The following is a 20245-nucleotide window of genomic DNA, read 5'->3' on the forward strand; positions in this document are numbered from 1 at the left end:
CACTATGGCCCGCGCAGAGATCTTTCGCGACCCCGGTGCCGCCGGTGATCAGAGCAGCTCGGACAGCGCCTTGTCGAAGATCTCGTGATGCCGGGCCACGTCGGCGCCCGTGGTGGCCGGGCACATCAGCGCCATGTTGTGGAACGGGGTGAGCAGCACACCCCGGTTCGCCAGGTAGACGTGCAGGAAGTCCTCGAGTTCGGCGTCCGCGCTCGCCGCCGACTCGGTGCCGTTGCGCGGCGCCGGGTTCGCGAACCGGTACTCGACACGAGCGCCGAGCCGGCTGACCGACCACGGTAGCCCGTACCCCTCAATGATCTTTTGAATGCCGTCGGCGAATGCCGACGCCGTGCCGATCATCTGAGCGAACGCGGCCTCCGTCAGCACCTCCTGCAGCGTGGCGCGCGTCGCGGCCATCGACACCGGATTGCCGGCGAGCGTGCCGCCCACCCCGCCCATGTCCACCAGGTCCAGATCACCACGCCCGGTGAGCGCTTCGGCAAGCTCGGCACTGAGACCGTACGCGCCGACGGGCACCCCGCCGCCGATGGCCTTGCCGATCGTCACCACGTCCGGCTGCAGATCCCACGCCGCGGTCGCACCGCCCGGCCCCGCCGAGAACGTGTGGGTCTCGTCGTTGATCAGGTAGGCGCCGTAGCGGCGGGTCAGCTCCCGCACCCCGGCCAGGTAGCCGTCCTCGGGCAGCACGATCCCGATGTTGGTCAGCGCCGGCTCCATCAGCACCGCCGCCACATCGCCGTACGCGAGCTCCCGCTCCAGACCCTCCAGGTCGTTGAACTCGGCGACCCGGCTGGTCTCGGTCACGTCCACCGGCGCGCCGACGTTGCCCTCCCGGCTCTGTCCGCGCCCGTCCGGACCGACCACGATCAGCGACTCGTCCACCGAACCGTGGTAGCAGTAGCTGTTCACCAGGATCTTCGACCGGCCGGTGACCGCACGCAGCAGCCGGATCGCCCACCGGTTCGCATCCGTCGCGGTCAGCGCGAAACTCCAGGCCGGCAGCCCGAACCGGCGGGCCAGCTCGGCACCCGCGACGGCGGCGTCCTCGGTCGGCATCATGGTGGCCAGGCCGCCCCGGATCCGCTCGGTGACCGCGGCGACCACCGGCTCGGGGGAGTGGCCGGCCATCGCGCCGGTGTCGCCCAGACAGAAGTCGACGAACTCGTTGCCGTCGACGTCGATGATCCGGTTGCCGTTGGCCCTGTCGAGGTAGACCGGGGAGCCGGCAGACGTCTTGTTCATCCACGTCATCGGGACGCGGCCGAACAGGTGGTCGGCCTTCCCGTACGCCGCCCTCGACCGGGGGTGGCGGTCGGCGAAGGTGGCGCGCTCACGCTCGGCGAGAGTGCGCAGGCGGGCGCGATCGATTCCGGAATCCGTCGACATGGCGCGACGTTACCAGGGAATCGTCACTTCGCGGTCGTTCTGAGCACGGTAACCGTACGTCCGTTGCCGTCCGTGACGTAGAGCCGCAGGCCGTCCGGAGACACCGCGATGACCCGTGGGCTGTCACCGGTCGCGACTGTCGACACCACCTTCCCGGTCGCGATGTTGAGCACCGACAGGTTGTCCGAACCTTCGTTCACCACGTACGCGTACTTGCCGTCGGTCGACGTGATCACCGCCTGCGGTTCCTTGCCGACCGCCGTCCGGTGCAGCCGCCGCAGCGAACCGGTGTCGAAGATCTCCACGGTGTCCAGGTCGTAGTTCGTGACGATCAGCCGCCGCCCGTCCGGCGTCACCGCGATGCTGTGCGGCGACTTGCCGACCTTGATGTTGCGCAGCACCAGGCGCTCCTCGGTTTTGATCACCGAGATCTGGCTGGACTCGTGGTTCGCCGTGTAGGCGATGCTGCCGTCCGGCGAGAACGTCACCCAGTGCGGGTTCGGCGGCACCGAGATCCGGGCCGCCTCGGTCAGCGTCTCCCCGTCGTAGATCTCCACCCGCGCGCCGTTGTGAATCGGCAGCCAGACCTGCCCGTCCGCGGCCACGGCCGGCTCGAACGGCCGCGGCCCGGTCCGGATCGTCTTGATCACCGACCGTTTCGCGGTGTCGATGACGGCCAGACCGTTGCCGGTGAAATCGTTCTCGAACATGGACACGTAAACCCGGCCGCCGTCCGGCGAGACCGCCAGGAAGCGGGGCGTGTTGGCCACCTTCACCGCGGCGATCTTGCGCGATGCGACGTCGATGAAGTGCACGTCCTTGGAATCCTGGTCGGCGACGAAGACCATGCCGTTGTCGGGTGACACGGCCACGCCCTCGGGCTCCCGGCCCAGCCGGAACCGGTCCACGACCACCGGTTTCGCCACTGCCACCGGCACCGCCTCGGTGGGTGCGGCGCTGCCCTGCGGATCCACCGGGACCGACTGCTGGGGCGCGGCTCCGGGCGGGTTGCTGCCGCGGTCGTCGTCGCCGGACAGCGCCACACGGGCGCCCAAGTAGGTCCCGGCGGCCAGAATCACCACAGCAAGCAGGATTCCGGCCACCTTGGCGGCGCGCCGGCCGCGCGATGGTTCCGCTTCTTCGGGGTACGCCGTACCGGGCGGCCGATTCTGCTGCCCGGGCGCTTTGTCCGGCTGTTCCCCGGGCCAGCCGGTGTTCCCCGGCCATCCTGGGGCGGCCGGGTTCGCAGCGGCCCATCCGCCGGCTGCGGTGGCCGCCGCCGGCCATGGGGCGGCCGGGCTTCCCGAGGTGGGCTGCCCACCGGGTCGTTGTGTCGCCGGCCCGCCCGGCGCTTGCGTTGCCGGCCGGCTCGGCGCTTGCCCGCCCGGCCAGGCTGCTTGGCCGCCCGAGGTGGGTACGTCGCCTGGCCAGGGAGCGGTCTGGCCGCCCGAGGTGGGCTGGACGGCGGGGCCTTGAGGCGCTGTCGTCTCCCACGGGTCGGCGGGCGGGCTCGATGCCCAGGCCGCGGGCTGCGCGCCGGAGGTGGGAGCCGTGTGCTGCCACGGATCGGCGGGGGCGCCGGACGCAGGAGCGGTGTGCTGCCACGGGTCGGCCGGCGCGCCGGAAGCCGGGGTCGCGTCGGGCCACGGCGAGGTCGGTTGGCCGGAGGTCGGCCGGGCGGCGCCACCGGAGGTCGGCGCTGTGCCGGCAGGCCAGGGTGCCTGGGCCGAGGGCGGCGGGGTGCCCCGCCAAGGGTCGGCTGGACTGCCGGAGGTGGGTGCGGTGCCGGGCCAAGGGCTGCTGGGGCTGCCGGAGGTGGGTGCGGTGCTCGGCCAAGGGCTGCTGGGGCTGCCGGAGGTGGGTGCCGTGCCCGGCCAGGGGCTGCTGGGGCTGCCGGAGGTGGGTGCGGTGCCCGGCCAGGGTCCGGCGGGGCTGCTTGGGGACGGCGGGGCATCCGGAGTGGACGTGCGGTTTTCGGTGCTGTTCTCCGGGCGGACGGGTGAGGTCAGCCAGGGATTGCCCGGGCCGCCGTGTGATGCGCTCGTCGCGCGGCCGGTCGGTGGGGTGGTCCCGGCCGCCTCCGGAGGTGCAGCGGTCGGCTGGACTTCGGCATCCGGGGTTTCTCCTGGCCACAGCCCGGCGGCAGCGGCCGGCCGGTCCTCGGCAGGACCGCGCCGGGTGGGCAGGGAAGCCCGGCCCTGGACACGTTCCGGCGGCGTGGGCATCTGTGCGTCCGAAGATGCTTCGCCGGGTGCTGGTGACGACTCGTCGTCACGACGGCCGGATGCTGTTCTGCCTGCGGCGACGGCGAGCGCGGCGAAGGCGTAGCCGCCCGCCTGGTGCGGTTCGCGGTCGCCGGGCGCGCCTGATCCGGTCGCAGCGTCGGAGTCGGGCTGTTCTGTTGTGGGTTCACGGTCGCTGGTGTCGGCTGCTCCGACCGTGGCGTCAGCGTGTGCGGGCTCGGCCTCGGCATCGGGGCGCCGCGTTCCGGGCGCATCGGTGTCGGTCGGGGCCTGATCTTCGGGGGCGCCGGTGACGTGCTCGCTGTCGGCAGGTGCGGTGTCGCTCGAAGACGTGGTCGCGGGCGCGGCCGGTTCCGCTTCGGAGTCGGGCGCGGAAGTCTCCGGCTCTGCGGCCTGCGGTGCGCTGTCCGGGGGCACATCCGTGGCCGCGCCGGTGGTTGCGGTTGCGGGCGGTTCGGGTGCTTCGGGCGTACCGGAAAGGGTGCTCGACCCGGCAGATGCCGGCGGTGAACTGGGGGGTGTGGCATTTGACCAGCCGAAACCGCTCCCTGTCGAAGCGGGCCATCCGCCGCTGTCCGGCCATGAACCGGGTGCCGGCGGAGAGATCGGATGCCGGGTCCGGTCACGCTGCGTCGGCACCGCGGGGGAGCTCGAGGGCTCCGATGAGCCGCTCGCGACCGGCTCGGCGTCGCTGGTGGACTCGGTCGATCCCGGCTCGGTGGCGGCCGCAGTCACCGTGCCGGCCTGCAGATGCGCTTCCGGCGGGGCGGAACCGACGGATGCCCGGCCCATCGCACCGGCCGCTGGGCCGCCCTGCGGAGCACCCCCGGATTCGGCTCGCGAAACACCGGACGCGGTCGGCTCTTGGGAAGCGTCGCGGGCCGGGGTCGCCGGCGGGTGGACGTCGTCGACTGGTGTCACCGATGTGGCGGGTGACGGTGCGTGCGCGGGTGTCGCCGGCGGGTGGGCGTCGTCGACTGGTGTCACCGATGTGGCGGGTGACGGGGCGTGCGCGGGTGTCGCCGGCGGGTAAGCGTCGTCGGTCGGTGTCACAGCCGCGCTGGGTGGGCCCGGCGGGAACGGCCCCGGCCTGACTTGCGCCGTGCCGGCACTCGGCGGCGTGCTTCCCGGCATTCCGTCCGGATACGCTGCCGGTCCCGCTTGGGGCGCTGGTCCTGTTTGGGGCGCTGCCGGTCCGGCTTGCGGCGCGCTGGCCGGCTGAGCAACCGGCGAGCCGTGCGGTGTCCAGGCCGGGGGTCCGGCCAGGTGCGCGACGGGCGCGACGGTTGACGGCCCGACCGGAATCGCTCCGGGTCCGGCGACCGGCGAGCCGTGCGGCGGCCCCGCGGCCACCGGCCCGGGCGGGAAGGCCGCAGTCGGATCCGGCTCGACACCGTTCGCACCGGCAGCCGGCACCCAGCCGCCGGTTGCCACGTCGAAATCTTCGGCCACCTCGCCGCTCACGATCAGGCGGGCTGTGCCGGCCGGGCCGTCCAGGGTGATCGCTCCGTCCAGGCGGCCCACGGTCGGGAACCAGGAAATCCGCAGAACCCCGCCTTCCAGCCGAGCGTGCAGCCCGTCCGCCGAGGTGGTCACGGCCGAAGCGGCGGCCAGCGGCGGCCCTTGCACGGGCACCGCCGCGGCCAGTTGCCGGGTGCCGGGCGCCACCCGGCCGAAGTCCAGCGCCGGCTCCGCGATCCGGACCGAGGTGCGGCGCAGGGCTGCCGAGGCGGCCGCGGCGATGCGGCCCTCGCCGTTCGCCATCCGGCGCAGCGTCTCGCGGGCCTCGACGGCCCGGGACAGATCTTCGCCGGCCGCTGCGGTGGCAAGCTGGGCGATCAGCGCCATCTGGTCACTTCCCGGGCGACGGACCCGGGCAAGGTACGGCTGACGGCCCGAACCGAAGACCCACTGACGTACGCTCGGATCCCGTTCCCGCAGGTGGTCGTGGAGCTCGCCGATCCCGATGAAACCGTCGCGATCCCGGTCCGCGGCGCCGCTGCGCACGCCGTCGGCGATCATCCCGGCGAAGGTCGGCGGCTCGGGCCGCGCCGTCGCGGCGATCACCACCCGGCTCTGCCATTCCGCCGAGCGCGCCGCCCGGAAGTGGTGCCCGGCGTCGACCGGCCCACCGGTGCGCCCGTCCAGCAGGACGACGGCCTGCCCGGCCCGGCTGCGCTGCAGCATTACAGCGATCTGCGACACGTCCAGCGCGGTGTCGGCCGGGCGGCCCATGCTGGTGTCCGCGCCGGCGAGGAACAGCCCGCCGCCGGGCCCGGTCAGCATGACGCCCCGGAAGTAGAACAGGACGCTGTCGTCCTGATCGCGCCCCTCGAACAGGGCCCGCACCTTCCCGAACGCCTCCGCGGTGCCGGGGTCGCGCAGGAGCGCCACCTCGTACCCACCGAGGCCCGAGTCCCCGAGCACCTCAGCGAACGCGGGCACGTCAGCCGACGGCACCGCGAACCTGCTCAGGACAGGATCTTCGTGGTGCTCGACTGTCACCACCACTGCCAGCCGTCGGCCGCTCATCGCATCACCCTGCATCCATGGTGCGATGCCGAGGGCAACCACCGAAACCCCTCGATGATTACGAACCGCCACGCATCCACGACGCAGCGTCGTTGATCTCGATCCGGTCGGCGTCGCGCGGTCCGCCGGGAACAGCGATCTACCAGGGATGATGTTGCGCCGCCCAGCGGCCGTCACCGATGTCGATCAACTTCGATTCAACAAGATGCCAACATCGCGATTTCACTGGATCCAGTGGTCTTGGTACGCCCGATCTCCCCAGTTCAGCGACCGGACGACCACAGCCGCCGCCGTGTCCTGACGGATAGCCGTCATCCCCAGCTCTTGACCAGCGGGCCACGAAGGCGCATGAACGACGGCTGCCCGCTCCGAGCCGTCGCCCAGACGGCAATGGGGCTCGGATTGCCCGCACAAGCGGCGGCCGAGTCCACCGAGCCGTCGTTGGCGCGTGGAATGCGGCGGTGATTGCCTGCATGAGCGACGGCTGGGTGCGCCGGGCCGTCGTTGGCGCGTGGAATGCGGTGGTGATTGCCTGCTTGGGCGACGGCTGGGTGCGCTGGGCCGTCGTTGGCGCAGGGAATGCGGCGGTCGTTGGGTGAGCGGGGACGGCTCGGGCGGGTGGCCGTCGCTCAAGTGGGAGACCGGGCTGCCGAATGAATGGATGACCGGCCTGCGGCTGCACGGTTCACTGCTGTGCGTCTGAGTGCGACGGCCGGGACTCGGCTGTGGCTCAGCTTCTGCGGCCCAGCCGGCGCTTGTGTGGCGCCCAGTCAGGTCAGACCAGCAGGTCGAAGGTGTGGTTGCCCTTCTTGAGCCGCGCTATGTCGGCTGCGCGGGCGGCCTCGATGCGGGCGACCTCGTGTGCGGCGTTGACGACGGCCGCGCGGTCGGCGGTGAGCGCCGCCGAGGAGGACGATTCACAGGCGGAGTCGGTGCTGAGCCTGCCGCGGGCGTCCTGCAGACGGCTCCATGCGGCGTAGCTGTTCCAGGTCGAAGCGGTCGCTGCGCTGACGGACATCGACATTCGGTGGCTCCTTGGTTGCTGCCGGGGTGGACGGCCGCAACCATCGTCCGGGTCGCTCCCGGCCTGCAACTTTTTCAGGTGGCCTGGGTCACAGCGATCCGGCACCCGCGGATGCCGGATCGCTGCTCAGCTGTGTCAGCTCTTGACGCCGGCCAGCTCGCGGGCGCGCTCCGGCCAGCTCGCGAGGCTCGCCGAGCCGCGCAGGCCGGCCGAGGTGAGCGCCAGCTTCAGGCTGGTGACGTCGGATTCGGCCAGCTTCGCGTAGGTGGTGATGCCCGATGCGGCGAGCGCCATGGCCATCTTCGGGCCGATGCCGGCGATCTTGGTGAGGTCGTCCGGCTCCTCGACGCCGGCCGGCGGTACGAGGATGACCGGCGGCGCCTCGTCGACCGGCGCGTCAGCCATCGGCTCGGCGGCCGGGATCGGCTCGAGCGCGGCCGCGACGGGCTCCGGCGTGGCGTCGGCAACCGGAGCCGGCTCGTCCACGGTCACGGCGGGCTCGTCCGCGGCCGCGGGCTCAGCGGCAGCAGTAACGGTGGCCGGCTCGTCCGGGGTGACAGCGATGGTCGGCTCGGCTTCGGAGGCGGCGGGCTCGTCCGATGCGGAGGCAGCGGCGGGCTCGGCCGGGGCGTCGACAGCCGCGGCGACCTCTTCGGACTTCGCGGCCGGCTTCGACTCGGCGGCCTCGGCCTCGGCCTCGGCTTCGGTGCCGGCGGCAGCGGGCGACGCATCGGCCGAGGAGGGGGTCTCGTCCGAGGCGGCAGCAGTCGAAGGCGCGGCAGAAGCCGCAGCAGAAGCGGCAGCAGCAGAGTCGGCAGCGGAGGAAGGCGCGTCAGCGGAAGTGGAAGCGCCGGCGGAGGAAGCGGTGGGCGCAGGCGCCGCGGGGGGCGCCGTGATGGCGGGCTCGGCGGCGACCGGCTCGGTGACCACCGCGGGGGCGGCGTCGGCCGCCGGCGTCGTGTCGGCTGTGCGCTTGGGCCGCGGGCTGACGAGGCGCCAGCCCCAGAGCAGCCAGCCGACTATCACGCCGATCACGAGCCCGGCAACAAAGTAGAGGAATGATGCCATATCGGGCCTCCGGACTGGAGAGGAGGGTGCATGTGGTAGCGGGCAGCTTCGCACATCACGTTGAGCAGCCACTATCAGGGTGGCGAAGTGCCACGATGCGATCCGACCTCGGTCGATGCGGGTTTCCGGAGGGTTACCGCTTCATGATCGATCTGCGATGGTCACTCGTTCAGGGTCGGGTTATCGCGCCCGGCACGTACTTGTTCGCCGCATATGTGATCGCCCAGAGCACGATACCGACCAGGAGCAGCACTCCGGCGATCCGGTAGTCCGCGGTGGCGCGCCCGGAGAACGGGCTGGCCAGGAAGGCGCAGGCGATCGCCCCGATCACCGGGATCACGGTGGGCGCCTTGAAGTGGTCGTGGTCGACCGGGTCGCGGCGCAGCACCAGGACGGCCACGTTGACCACGGTGAAGACGCAGAGCAGCAGCAGCGCGGTGGTGCCACCGAGCGCGGTCAGGTCGGCGAACCAGATGAGTCCGAAGGCGATCGCGGTGGTGAAGAGGATGCCCACCCAGGGCGTACGCCGTGTGCGGTGCACCCGGCCGAGCACCGACGGCAGCACCCGCTCGTTGGCCATGCCGTAGAGCAGCCGGCTCGCCATCATCATGTTGATCAGCGCCGAGTTGGCCACCGCGAACATGGTGATGAAGGCGAAGATCGTGAGCGGGAACGCCGGCGCCCCGGCCTCGACCACCTTGAGCAGCGGGGTGCTGCCCTCGGCGAGATCGTCGGGGGCGACCAGCGCGACGGCGGAGATGGCCACCAACACGTAGATCAGGCCGGTGATGCAGAGGCCGGTCAGCATCACCTTGGGGAAGATGCGGACCGGGTCGCGGGTCTCCTCGGCCATGTTCACCGAGTCCTCGAAGCCGACCATCGCGAAGAAGGCGAGCGCGGTGCCGGCGGTGACCGAGAGGGCGACGGCGTCGCCGGGCGGGGTGTTGAACTCGGTGAGCCGCGACAGGTCGCCGTTGCCGCCGCCGAGCGCCCACGCGCCGATGCAGATGACGATCAGGAGACCGGTCAGCTCGACGACGGTGAGCACCACATTGGCCTTGACGCTCTCGCCGACGCCGCGGAAGTTGATCAGCGCGACCAGCGTGATGAAGCCGAGCGCCACGGCGGTCAGCGCGAACCCGTCGCCGATGGACAGGTCGAACGCCTCGCCGAAGTTGCCCGCGAAGGCCTTGGACGCGCTGGACGCCGAGGTCAGGCCCGAGCACATCACCGCGAAGGTGACCATGAAGGTGAGGAAGTGGATGCCGAAGGCCTTGTGCGTGTAGAGCGCGGCCCCGGCCGCCCGTGGGTACTTGGTGACCAGCTCCAGATAGCTGAACGCGGTCAGCAGCGCGACCACGAAGGCCAGCAGGAACGGCAGCCACACCGCACCACCGACTTCTGCCGCGACCTTGCCGGTCAGTGCGTACACCCCGGTGCCGAGGATGTCACCGACCACGAAGAGCAGCAGCAGTGCGGGCCCGATGACCCGTTTCAGTGTGGGCTGTTCCGATTCGGTCCTGATCGCATCAGCCATAGCTCGCCCCTCGTCCCGAAGCCACGGAAACACGGAACCTGCGGAACAGTGACGTTACCCGTACCTTGGGTGTCGGGAAACCTGGGAGCTAGGGGAGGCCACCATGCATATCGTGCTCGCCGCCAATCCCGAGGCCGATCAGCCGTGGGTCACGGACGCCGCCGCTGACCTGGTGCGGCAGACCGGGGCGACGGTGGCGGTGGTCGCGGTCGACGAGCTGGAGACCGAGCACCTGGCCCCGATGCCACGCAGTGTCTACACCGAGCGCGCCGAGCGCGCCGCGGAGGCCGCCATCCGGCGTCTGGCCGACGCCGGCATCGAGGCGTCGCGCGCGGTCCTTCCCGGTCGCCCGGTCGATCAGATCATCCGGTACGCCGAGGAGCAGTCCGCCGACCTGATCGTGGTCGGGTCGAGCGCACGACCGCTGGTGGCCCAGCGGCTGCTCGGGAGCGTGCCGCTGAGCCTGATCGAGAAAGCGGGCCGTCCGGTGCTGGTGGTCACCCACCCGGCGAGCGGATAGGTGACCACCAGACTCGATTACGGCGCGGCGGGGTAGTCGGTCACGTAGACCGGCTGCCCGACCTTCGTCATGTCCGCGGCCTCACCGACGCCGTTCACCACGTGGTTGATCACGCCGGCGCTGAGGTTGACGGTCATGATGTGGTGCAGCTTGACGCCCGGCGTCTGCGGCACCTCGAACCCGTTCTCGGTTTCGATCGACGGGTTGTTCTGGTTGAAGACGTAGACGCCACCGCCGTACAGGGTGTGCTTCTTGACCCGGTCGCCCACCTTGTAGCCGGCGTAGCCCTTGACCTTGCCGTTCATCCAGTCCGCCTGGGTCGGCGGGTCGTACGGCAGCTCGTTCTGGTAGAGCACGGTGGTGCCCCGCTCGCCGTTCCAGACGGTGTTGTACTTCTGGAAGTGCTCGACGAACAGGCCGGTCGCCGTCACGTCGTCGCCGTTGATGACCGCGCCGTACCGGCCGGTGTTGGTACGCCACCGGTCGGTGTCCCCGTTGACGCCCTCGGTGAAGCCCTCGACGCCGTGGTCACCGCGCCACACCCAGGTGTGGTCGATCAGCACGTCGTCGCTGTTCACCTCGAGCGCGGTGTCGGTCTTGCCGATGTGCGGGCCGCCGACGCGGAAGTAGACGTCGCTCAGCGTCGTCGGGTTCGACGGGGAGCTGATGCCGAGGCCGTGCTTCTTGCCGACGCGCAGCAGAACCTTCGACTCCTTGGTGCCGGCGTCGATGGTCACGCCGGCGACGATCACGCCGGGCACGTCCGCGACGTCGATCGGGGTCGAGCCGTTGACCGCGGTCAGGGTCGCGTGACCGATGCCGAGGACGACGGTGTTCGGGCGCCACACCTCGATGCTGCGGGCGATGTCGTACACGCCCGGGGTCAGCAGCAGGTGCTTGCCCAGCGCCAGGGCCAGGTTGATCTTGGTGACCGAGTCACCCGGCTTGGCGATGTAGAAGTCCGAGAGCGGGATGGTGCGCCCCGGACCGCTCCAGTTCACGCCGCTCGTGTTGCGCTGCGCGGCCGGAACGCGCACCTGGTAACGGCCGGAGCCGTCGACGAACAGGTACGGCTTCTCCCGGCTGACCGGGGTGGTGTCCAGAGTGGTGTACGGCGGGTTCGGGAACGCCGAGTCGTCCGGCGCGCCGGTGACGCCCGCGAACACCTGGTTCCAGACGGCGTTCGACCAGCTCGCGACCTCGCTGTTGCGGGTCAGCCACTGCTGCTGCGAGCCGTTGGTGGTGGCCGGCAGCTTGGAGTTGGCGATGAAGCCGCCGCTGGCGTACTGCGGGCCGGCGGTGCAGTAGTCCATCAGCGTCAGCGGACCGCCGGTGAACTGGACGCGGCGCATCGAGACCGCCTGGGAGACGGCCCAGAAGTTGGCGCCCGCCCGGCAGCCGTCCTGCCCGGCGCCGTTGACGTTGACGGTCAGGTTGGAGATGGTGCGCCAGAAGTTGACCAGCGCGATGCAGTTCGGGTTGGCCGGGTCGGTGCTCAGGCAGCGGTTGTAGACCTCCACCTTGCCGTTGATCACCACGTCGCCGGGGTTCGCGCCGAGGCCGGTGATCTCGGTGTAGTAGCCGACCTGGAACTGCAGCGGCTTCTCAGCGGTGCCGTACGTCCCGGGCTTGAACAGGAACGCGTACCGCTGCGTACCCATCTCGTTGTTGACCTGCGCGGCATGCGTGGCGTCCAGCTTGGCCTGGATGTCGGCCAGCGGCATGCTCGGGTCGAAGACGGTCACGTTCGCGCCGAGGTTCGGGGCGCCGGCGCTCGCCGTCGCGGCGGCGGCCGGCGAGCTGCCGGCGCCGGCAGCGGCGAGGGCCAGGCCGAGAGCGAGCGCTCCGGCGGTGATGCGGCGCAGTGGGGTACGGCCCATGCGCTCGCGAATTAGGGTCATGCGGGGAGTCCCTTCCGGAAACAAGATCGCAATGATCCCGGTCACAGAAGCAATCGGCGAACGCCCATGTCAAGAGGGGTGAACCGGCATCCCGGGCATAGTCGGGCAAGGCAGTCAGGTTCCGGAACCGCGGTGTCCGATAAGTCCACTGGAACCGGTCCCGGAATCGCTTACGGGGCTCTTCGGGCGAACACCACGACGTTGCTCCGATAGCTCCCCTGCGACCGGTCGAACGTCCCGCCGCAGGTGATCAGACGAAGCTCCGGACCGTCCACCGGGCCGTAGACGTCGTCGCTCGGGAAGTCGTTCTTCGGGTGTGTGGTCACTTTGGAAACCACGAACTCGGCTGCGGTACCGTCGGTACGCCGTACCGAAATGCGGTCGCCGCGCCGCAACTCGCGCAACCGGTAGAACACTGCCGGGCCCTCGCGTGCCGTGTCCACATGCCCGACCAGCACCGCGGCGCCGGACTCGCCCGGCGAGGGCGCGTTCTTGTACCAGCCGGCCGGGGCGTCGGCGCGCAGTGGCGGGACGTCGATGGTCCCGTCGCGGCGCAGGCCGACCGCCGTGACGGGTGTACGCAACTTGATTGCCGGAATGTCGAGCCGGACGGGCGCCGACCGCTTCATGGTGTCCTTCTTGACTGCGGCGGCGCGCGAGGGAGGTGCCGGAACCGGTTCGGCGGCCTCCGAAAGCGGGGCCGAGGCAAAGGCTGCCGGCGGCGGCTCCGGCTCGGCGACGGGTGGCGGCAGGCCGTCCTCGATCCGGAACCCCATCGCGGTGGTCACCGTCCCGAGCACCGCCAGCAGCAGCGCGAACGCTGCTGCCCGGCGGTCACGCACCCAAGACCGCGCCGGCCGGGCCCACGGCGGCGGAGCCTTGCGCCGGACGTCATCCACCCACTGCGGCCGAGCCTCGCGCCGGACGTCATCCACCCACTGCGGCCGAGCCTCGCGCCGGACGTCATCCACCCACTGCGGCCGAGCCTCGCGCCGGACGTCATCAGCCCACCTCAGCGGGGGAGGGCGCCGTGCGTTCATCCGTCAGCCGCGTCCCGGGCGCCGGAACGCGTAGCCGGCCGTGCCCATCGCCGCGGTCAGCAGGAACGCGCCGGTCACCAGCAGCGCCAGCTTGCGGCCACTGACCCCGCTGCCACCACCGGCGTCCACCCCACCGGACGGCGTCCGGGTGGAGACCGGGTCGGTCGGCGTCCGGGTCGGCTCCTCGGTCTCCGGGTCGGTCTCGCCCGGGTCGGGTGGCAGGGTCCCGGACGGCGTCGGCGCGACGGGTGACGGACTGTCCGGCGGCAGTGAGCCGGACGGCACGGCGGAGGCGGACGGCCCCGGCTGGCCGCCGGTGTTGTTGCCCTCGTCATCCGGGCTGCAGGAGGCCAGCACCACGAAGAGGAGAATCAGTCCCAGCAGGATCCCGACGCCGACGGTGGTGAGCCAGTTCCGATTCATCTGTGCCTCCGGATGCGGCGGCGCGGGGGCCACCCACATTATCGGCCGGTGAACAAACCCGCATATCGGTGTCGGTGATCGGTCACTTCGGAGCTTCGACTGTTCTCAGGTACCCGCCGAGTACCCGTTTCAGCTCCACCGCAAGCGCGGGCCGTTCCTCCTCGGGTGCGGCGACCACGAGTGGCACCATCGCCTGGAAGATCTGCACCAGCACCCGCGCGCTGCGGACGCGGTCCGCGTCCGGCTGCTCCGGGGCCCGCGTGGCCAGGATCGCTTCGATCCGGCCGAGCAGTGCGCCCTGGATCGGCCCGGCCGCGGCGGCCAGGTCGGGCGGCATGTCAGGGCGGGCGAAGAGCGCCTTGAACCCGGGATTGTCCACGTTGAACGCGAGGATCGGATCGACCACCCGGTCCAGCAGCTCGTCGAGCGGGAGGGCCGCGAGGTCCCCGTCGAACGCGGCCCGGTGCGCGATTCCCATCTCGGCGACGAATCGGTCCGCGAGAGCCTGGGCCAGGGCTGTCTTGTTCGGAAAGAACTGGTACAGCGAGCCGGGCGAGATGCCCGCCGTCGCGGCGATCGCGTTGGTGGTGGCACGCTCGTAGCCCACCTGGGCGAAGACGCCGGCCGCGGCGTCGAGGATCTCGGCGATCCGCCGCTCGCCCCGCGCCTGCCGGCGGCGCGGACGTTCGTCGGGCATGGACACTCCTTGCAAAACACGAGCGATCGCTCGTATTGTGGCCGTCAAACACGAGTCGTTGCTCGCAAAATAGCAGGAGACCCCGATGACCCGTCGCCGGGCCAGGTGGACCCTGGCCGTTGCCGCCCTGCTCACCGTCCTCTCCGCGATCCTCGCCGCCGGGGTGCTCGACCGGCTCTCGCTCAACCGGTTCGAAGCGCCCGGCGCCGAGTCCATGCGGGCCCGGGCTGCGCTAGCCGGGCAGTTCGGCACCGGAAGCCCCAATCTGACCCTGCTGGTGACCGCAACTGCCGGCACTGTGGACAGTCCCGCCGTGGTCGCCGCCGGACAGGCCCTCACCGAGGAACTGGCCGGGCGACCGGGAGTGGCCGACGTCTGGTCCTACTGGAGCACCGGCAACCTGGGCACGCTGCGCAGCGACGATGCCCGGCAGGCGCTGGTGCTCGCGTGGCTGCCCGGGGACGCGGATCACGTACGCCGCGACGTCCTGCCCACCCTCACGCCGGCGTTCACCCGGGCGGACGGCACGATCACTGTGCAGGTCGGGGGTGGGGACGAGGTCTTCCGTACCGTCATGCAGCAGGCCCGGGCCGACTTCCTGCGCGCCGAACTGATCGTCCTCCCGCTGGTGTTCGTGCTGCTCTGCGTGGTGTTCCGGCGCCCGGCGGCCGCGGCGGTCACGCTCGGGGCGGGGATCTTCGCGGTGCTCGGGTCGCTCGCTCTGCTGCGCGGTGTCGTCGAGTTCGTCGAGATCTCCACGTTCGCGTCGAACATCGCGCTGGTCATGGGGATCGGCCTCGGGGTCGACTACGGCCTGTTCATGATCTTCCGGTTCGGGGAGGAGCTGCGCGCCGGCGCGACGGTCACCGAGGCGGTCCGGCGCAGCAGGCGCTTCGCCGGGCGTACCGTGATCTTCTCGGCCGCCACGGTCGCCGCGTCCCTCGCCGTGCTGCTGCTCTTCCCCTTCCCCTTCCTCGCGTCGTTCGCCTACGCCGGCATCGCTGTGGTGCTGGCCGCCGCGCTCGCCGCGACGGTGTTCCTGCCGGCAGCGCTCACGCTGCTCGGCCGCCGCGCGCAGCCTGCGGCGCGCGGCGACGGCACTTTCTGGCACGGCCTGGCTGTGCGGGTCATGAAGAAACCGATCCGGTACGGCGGAAGCGCCCTCGCCGTCCTGCTGCTTCTCGGCGCGCCGCTGCTCGGGATCCGGTTCGGCCTGCCCGACGACCGGGTGCTGCCCGCTTCCGCGCCGGTCCGCCAGATGTACGACGACATCCGCGCCGGCTTCCCCCAGGAGGAGGCCGACGCCCTGCAGATCGTCGCGGCCCCGATGGCGGACCTCGATTCCTACGCTGCGGCTCTCTCCCGCCTGACCGGGGTGGTTCGCGTCGACTCCGCCGCCGGCTCGTTCACCGCCGGCGCCCCGGTGCCCGGCATCGACCCCGCCCGCTTCACTGGCTCCGGTGGCACCTGGCTCTCCGTCGTCCCGTCCAGCGCCGCCCTCGAAACGGACGCCACTGCGCTGGTCGCCGCCGTCCGGGCCGTCCCCGCGCCCGCCCCGGTCGACGTCGGCGGCTACCCGGCCGACCTGGCCGACTACCGCGCCGGCGTGCTGGACCGGCTGCCGCTGATCGGCGCCGCGATCCTGATCGTCACCTTCATCGTCCTGTTCCTGATGACCGGCAGCGTCGTCGCCCCGCTGAAGGCCGCCGCACTCAACCTGCTCAGCCTGTCGGTGATGTTCGGCGCGCTGGTCTTCGTCTTCCAGCAGGGCAACTTCGCCGGGCTGCTCGGGTTCACGCCGACCGGTTCGATCGAGCCGAGCATCCCGATCCTGATGTTCTGCGTCGCGTGGGGGCTGTCGATGGACTACGAGGTCTTCCTGCTGGCCCGGATCAAGGAGGAGTACGACCGCACCGGCGACCCGTACGCCGCTGTCCCCGCCGGCATCGCCCGCAGCGCGCCGCTGGTCACCGCCGCCGCGGTCATCCTGGCCGCGTCGTTCGCGGCGTACGCCACCGGCCGCGTCGTCTTCCTCCAACAGCTCGGCATCGGCATGGCCCTCGCTGTGCTCGTCGACGCCACGCTGGTCCGCGGCGTGCTGATGCCGGCTTTCCTGCGGCTGGCCGGAGACGCCAACTGGTGGGCGCCGGCTCCGCTGCGCCGCCTGCAGCAGCGGCTCGGCCGGATCGAGCCGCCGCTGCCGGCCGAGCCGGTCAGAGCACCTGGATGAGCAGGTAGGCGTAGATCGCCTGGGTCACCACACCGGCCGAACCCAGCACGATCGCCAGCGTCCCGTCACGGCGTGCCGGCGACCCCGGCCCCGACCCGCGCAGCTCCCGCAGCCCCATCAGAATCGCGAAGATCGAGCACAGCAGCAGCGGGTTGATCACCAGGCTGACCGCTCCGACCATGACCGTTCGGCGCGAAGCGGACATCCGGCCCGTGACCGGCTCCGGCACAGCCACCGGCAGCGGAGTCGTATATCCCAACTGCTCGGACACGGCATCCACCGGCTGGGACAGAAAGGCGGACCCGTACCCCGGTGAAGCAGCCGGCAGCGGTGCCGCCGGCGTGGTGATGGACGGCGCCGTGATCTCCGCCGAGGCCGGCGCGAACAGCTCGCCACCTGCGGCTTCGCCAGTATGCGGCCCCGGCACCGGCTCGCCGATCGGCTTGGTCGCCGGCCCGCCCCGCCACCCGGCCGAGATGGTGGTCGGCGGGGCAGCGGGCGCGCCGGGCTGGACATGCGAGGTCCACTCCTGGCCGTCCCACCAGCGGAGGGCGGGCAGGCCGCTGGGGTCGGCGTACCATCCGGCGGGCGCGGGGCTGCTCATGGGCGCGTCCTTCTCTGACTGCGGGAGAGGCCGTAGTTCCCGATCGGCGCAGCACGCCCCAGCCTGAGAAAACCTTCCGTGGTACGCGTGACGCAAAGTCCCCGCCGCACCAAGCGACCACCCACATGGAGACGCCCCAGCGCCCCCGCCGGGCTTACCCTCCACCTCCAGCTGACAACCACCGCTGCCTCCGCGCCCACGACACAGCCCTGGCCGTCAGCCGGCTCGGCCGGCTGACGCCGAGCGTTGCCTCCGCGCCCGGGACACAGCCGTGGCGGTCAGCCGGTTCGGCCGGCTGACGCCGAGTGTTGCCTCCGGGCCCGGGATGCAGCTGTGGCGGTCAGCTGGTTCGGCCGGCTGACGGTGAGTGTTGCTTCCGGGCCCGGGAGGCAGCCGTGGCGGTCAGCCGGTGCGGCCGGCTGACGGTGAGTGTTGCTTCCGGGCCCGGGAGGCAGCCGTGGCGGTCAGCCGGTGCGGCCGGCTGACGGTGAGTGTTGCTTCCGGGGGCGGGAGGCAGCTGTGGGGGTCAGCCGGTGCGGTCGGCTGACGGTGAGTGTTGCTTCCGGGGGCGGGAGGCAGCTGTGGCGGTCAGCTGGGGGTGGCCGGCTGACGCCGGGGGCTGCTTCAGAGGCCGTTCGGCAGCACCGGGCGTCAGCCGGGGTCGAGTTATGCGCTGGTGATGCGGAGGTTGTCGACGGCGGCTTCCACGAGAGAGGCGGTGCCCGCGTCGGCGGCCTCTATCTGGAGGCGGATCGTCTGTCCGGCGTACGCCGAAAGGTTTGCCGTTGCCGTTGCCCAGGCCGCCGCCTTGTTGCTGGCGGCGCCGCTCTGGCTCAGCACCGTGGTCGTGGTCGACCCCGAGACCACCCGGACCCGCAGGTAGTCGGCGCTGGTCGCGTTGTTGAGGTGGGCGAGGTACCAGGACAGGTTCAGCGTCAGCGTGCCGCTCGGCAGCGTGATCGACGGGGAGAGCAGGGTGGTCACGCCGCCGTCCAGGTCGTTGGCGCCGGCGCTGGACCCGGCAGTGGCGCCGGTGATCAGGGCGTAGCTGCCGCCGGCGGCCGCATCGAGCTGGGTGGCGACGCCGGAGCTGCTGGTGGCCGCCGGGTTGCCGCGTTCCAGCCGGCCGGCCGTGGCGGTGTCGGTCGACAGCGCGGTCCAGGTGGTGGCGGTCTCCAGGTCGTCGGACCAGACCGTCTGGCCGGGCGGCTGCTGACCGGCGGAGGCCAGGTTCCAGACCGCGTACGCGATGGCGTCCGCATTCCGGTCCAGCGCCGTGTCGTTGATGTTGGTCAGGGTGTCGCAGGACGCGTGGTAGCAGGGGTCGAACCGCCCGGTCGTCCCGCCCCAGAGCTGCACCTGCGCGGCGGTCTTTGTGCCCTCGGCCCCGGTGAACGTGCCGCCGGCCGGGATGCCGGCCCGGATGAACGGCCCGTAGTCGCTGCGCCCGTCGAAGTCGGTGCCCCGGGTCGGCACCCCGATCGACGTGAAGTACGCCGCGAGGGTCTGCTCGATCTCCGCCGATCCGGCCGGCCCGGGACCGGCGCCGGTGCCGTCGGAGTTGTCGCCGTCGTAGAGGAAGTAGCCGGCGTTCGGCGAGCCCACCATGTCGAAGTTGAGGTAACCGGTGATCGCCGACCGCTGGGCCGTGGTCAGCGAGTTCACGTACGCCGTGGAGCCGCGCAGACCCAGCTCCTCCGCGCCCCACCAGGCGAAACGCAGGTGCCGGTCGGGCTGGAACCCGGACCGGGCGACCTGCAGAGCCACCTCGAGGATGGCCGCCGAGCCGGAGCCGTTGTCGTTGATGCCGGGACCCGAGGTGACGCTGTCCAGGTGCCCGCCGATCATCAGCGTGTCCGAGGTGTCCCCGCCCGGCCAGTCGGCGAGCAGGTTGTAGCCGGTGGCGCTGTTGTAGGTGAATGACTGCCGGGTGGTGGTGAAGCCGGCGGCGTTGAGGAGGTTCTGCACGTAGGTGACCGAGGCGAGGTAACCGGGCCGGCCGTGGGCCCGGTTACCGCCGTTCGCGGTGGCGATGTTCTGGAACTGGGTCAGGTGGGCCTTGACGTTGGCGACCGGGATGTTCGGTGCCGGGACGGCAGCCTGGGCCGGGGCGGCGGCAGCCGTGGTCAGGCCGGCGACAAGGGTGGCGACGCCGAGGAGGGAGAGTGCTCGCATGGCCTGAGCATGGCAGCGCAGGCAGCTCACACCCTCATACCAATCGATACCTATCGCCGCCTATCTGGCTGCCTTCTTGGCCAGCTGGATCTGCTCGTACACCTTGGTCCGCAGCTCGACGAAGCGAGGGTCGGCCCGGGTGTGCAGCTGGTCCCGCTCGGCCGGCAGGTCGATGACCAGCTCGTCCTGCACCACGGTCGGCGACGAGGAGAGCATGACGACCCGCTGCCCCAGGTACACCGACTCGTCGATGTCGTGGGTGACGAACAGGATGGTCACGTTCAGCCGTTTCCACAGTGACCGGACCAGGTCCTCGAGGTCGGCGCGGGTCTGCGCGTCGACCGCCGCGAACGGCTCGTCCATCAGCAGGGTCTGCGGTTCGTACGCCACCGCGCGCGCGATCGCTACCCGCTGCTGCATGCCGCCGGAGAGCTGCCACGGGTACGCCGACTCGGTCCCGGTCAGCCCGACGGCGTCCAGCGCCTCGTCCACCAGCTCCTTGCGACGATTACGAGCCACCTTCTTCTGCTTGAGCGGCAGCTCCACGTTGTCCCGCACGCTCATCCAGGGGAACAGGCTGCGCCCGTATTCCTGGAAGACCACCGCCATGCCAGGCGGTGGACCGTCCACCGCCTTGCCGTTGACCCGCACGTCGCCGCCGGTCGGGTCGAGCAGTCCGGAGATGCAGCGCAGCAGGGTCGTCTTGCCGCAGCCGGACGGCCCGACCAGACAGACCAGGTCGCCGCTGTCCACGGTGAACGTGAGGTCGCGGAGTGCCTCCACCTCCCGGGAACCGGACCGGTAGACCTTCCGCAGGCCCTTCACCTCGAGCATCGTCGACCTC

Annotated in this window: 14 protein-coding genes; 2 read left to right on the top strand and 12 right to left on the bottom strand. The window is 71.3% G+C overall.

What is annotated here, in order from left to right; all coding sequences use genetic code 11:
* Positions 1-48: 48 nt before the first annotated feature.
* The 5 genes from OHA21_RS01660 to OHA21_RS01680 all read right to left on the bottom strand — a co-directional run bounded on the left by OHA21_RS01660 (position 49) and on the right by OHA21_RS01680 (position 9811).
* Positions 49-1407: a transaminase gene (locus tag OHA21_RS01660; protein ID WP_328469374.1), complete on the bottom strand. Its 1359-nt coding sequence runs from the start codon at positions 1405-1407 to the stop codon at positions 49-51.
* Between the two features lie 23 nt (positions 1408-1430).
* The gene (locus tag OHA21_RS01665; protein WP_328469376.1) at positions 1431-6182 is read right to left on the bottom strand and encodes a beta-propeller fold lactonase family protein; all 4752 of its coding nucleotides are present in this window, start codon (positions 6180-6182) and stop codon (positions 1431-1433) included.
* 775 nt (positions 6183-6957) lie between these two features.
* The gene (locus tag OHA21_RS01670; RefSeq protein ID WP_328469378.1) at positions 6958-7206 is read right to left on the bottom strand and encodes a hypothetical protein; all 249 of its coding nucleotides are present in this window, start codon (positions 7204-7206) and stop codon (positions 6958-6960) included.
* Between the two features lie 135 nt (positions 7207-7341).
* Complete coding sequence (locus OHA21_RS01675; protein ID WP_328469380.1) at positions 7342-8274, bottom strand: helix-hairpin-helix domain-containing protein; 933 nt, start codon at positions 8272-8274, stop codon at positions 7342-7344.
* 169 nt (positions 8275-8443) lie between these two features.
* Complete coding sequence (locus tag OHA21_RS01680) at positions 8444-9811, bottom strand: APC family permease (RefSeq protein WP_328469382.1); 1368 nt, start codon at positions 9809-9811, stop codon at positions 8444-8446.
* A gap of 103 nt (positions 9812-9914) precedes the next feature.
* Between OHA21_RS01680 and OHA21_RS01685 the strand changes: the two genes are divergently transcribed.
* Positions 9915-10331, top strand: coding sequence for a universal stress protein (locus tag OHA21_RS01685; RefSeq protein WP_328469384.1), 417 nt, complete (start codon positions 9915-9917; stop codon positions 10329-10331).
* A gap of 17 nt (positions 10332-10348) precedes the next feature.
* On the opposite strand, the gene OHA21_RS01690 is transcribed toward OHA21_RS01685, so the two are convergent.
* The 4 genes from OHA21_RS01690 to OHA21_RS01705 all read right to left on the bottom strand — a co-directional run bounded on the left by OHA21_RS01690 (position 10349) and on the right by OHA21_RS01705 (position 14392).
* The gene (locus tag OHA21_RS01690) at positions 10349-12211 is read right to left on the bottom strand and encodes a glycosyl hydrolase family 28-related protein (RefSeq protein ID WP_328478249.1); all 1863 of its coding nucleotides are present in this window, start codon (positions 12209-12211) and stop codon (positions 10349-10351) included.
* A 191-nt stretch (positions 12212-12402) separates the two neighbouring features.
* Positions 12403-13074, bottom strand: a complete 672-nt coding sequence (locus OHA21_RS01695; protein WP_328469386.1) for a class F sortase — start codon at positions 13072-13074, stop codon at positions 12403-12405.
* Between the two features lie 201 nt (positions 13075-13275).
* Positions 13276-13695: a hypothetical protein gene (locus OHA21_RS01700; RefSeq protein WP_328469388.1), complete on the bottom strand. Its 420-nt coding sequence runs from the start codon at positions 13693-13695 to the stop codon at positions 13276-13278.
* Between the two features lie 82 nt (positions 13696-13777).
* Positions 13778-14392, bottom strand: coding sequence for a TetR/AcrR family transcriptional regulator (locus OHA21_RS01705; RefSeq protein ID WP_328469390.1), 615 nt, complete (start codon positions 14390-14392; stop codon positions 13778-13780).
* Positions 14393-14477: 85 nt separating this feature from the next.
* On the opposite strand from OHA21_RS01705, the gene OHA21_RS01710 reads away from it, so the two are divergent.
* Positions 14478-16622: an MMPL family transporter gene (locus tag OHA21_RS01710; RefSeq protein WP_328469392.1), complete on the top strand. Its 2145-nt coding sequence runs from the start codon at positions 14478-14480 to the stop codon at positions 16620-16622.
* Here the strand turns inward: OHA21_RS01710 and OHA21_RS01715 are convergent.
* The 3 genes from OHA21_RS01715 to OHA21_RS01725 all read right to left on the bottom strand — a co-directional run bounded on the left by OHA21_RS01715 (position 16606) and on the right by OHA21_RS01725 (position 20235).
* Entirely contained in the window at positions 16606-17226 is a 621-nt protein-coding gene (locus OHA21_RS01715) for a DUF2510 domain-containing protein (RefSeq protein ID WP_328469394.1), read from the bottom strand. The two genes, OHA21_RS01710 and OHA21_RS01715, sit on opposite strands and share 17 nt — an antisense overlap.
* 666 nt (positions 17227-17892) lie before the next feature.
* Complete coding sequence (locus tag OHA21_RS01720) at positions 17893-19401, bottom strand: M28 family metallopeptidase (protein ID WP_328469396.1); 1509 nt, start codon at positions 19399-19401, stop codon at positions 17893-17895.
* A gap of 60 nt (positions 19402-19461) precedes the next feature.
* Positions 19462-20235, bottom strand: coding sequence for an ABC transporter ATP-binding protein (locus OHA21_RS01725; protein WP_328469398.1), 774 nt, complete (start codon positions 20233-20235; stop codon positions 19462-19464).
* Positions 20236-20245 lie beyond the last annotated feature (10 nt).

The sequence above is a fragment of the Actinoplanes sp. NBC_00393 genome, from assembly GCF_036053395.1.
Lineage (GTDB): Bacteria > Actinomycetota > Actinomycetes > Mycobacteriales > Micromonosporaceae > Actinoplanes.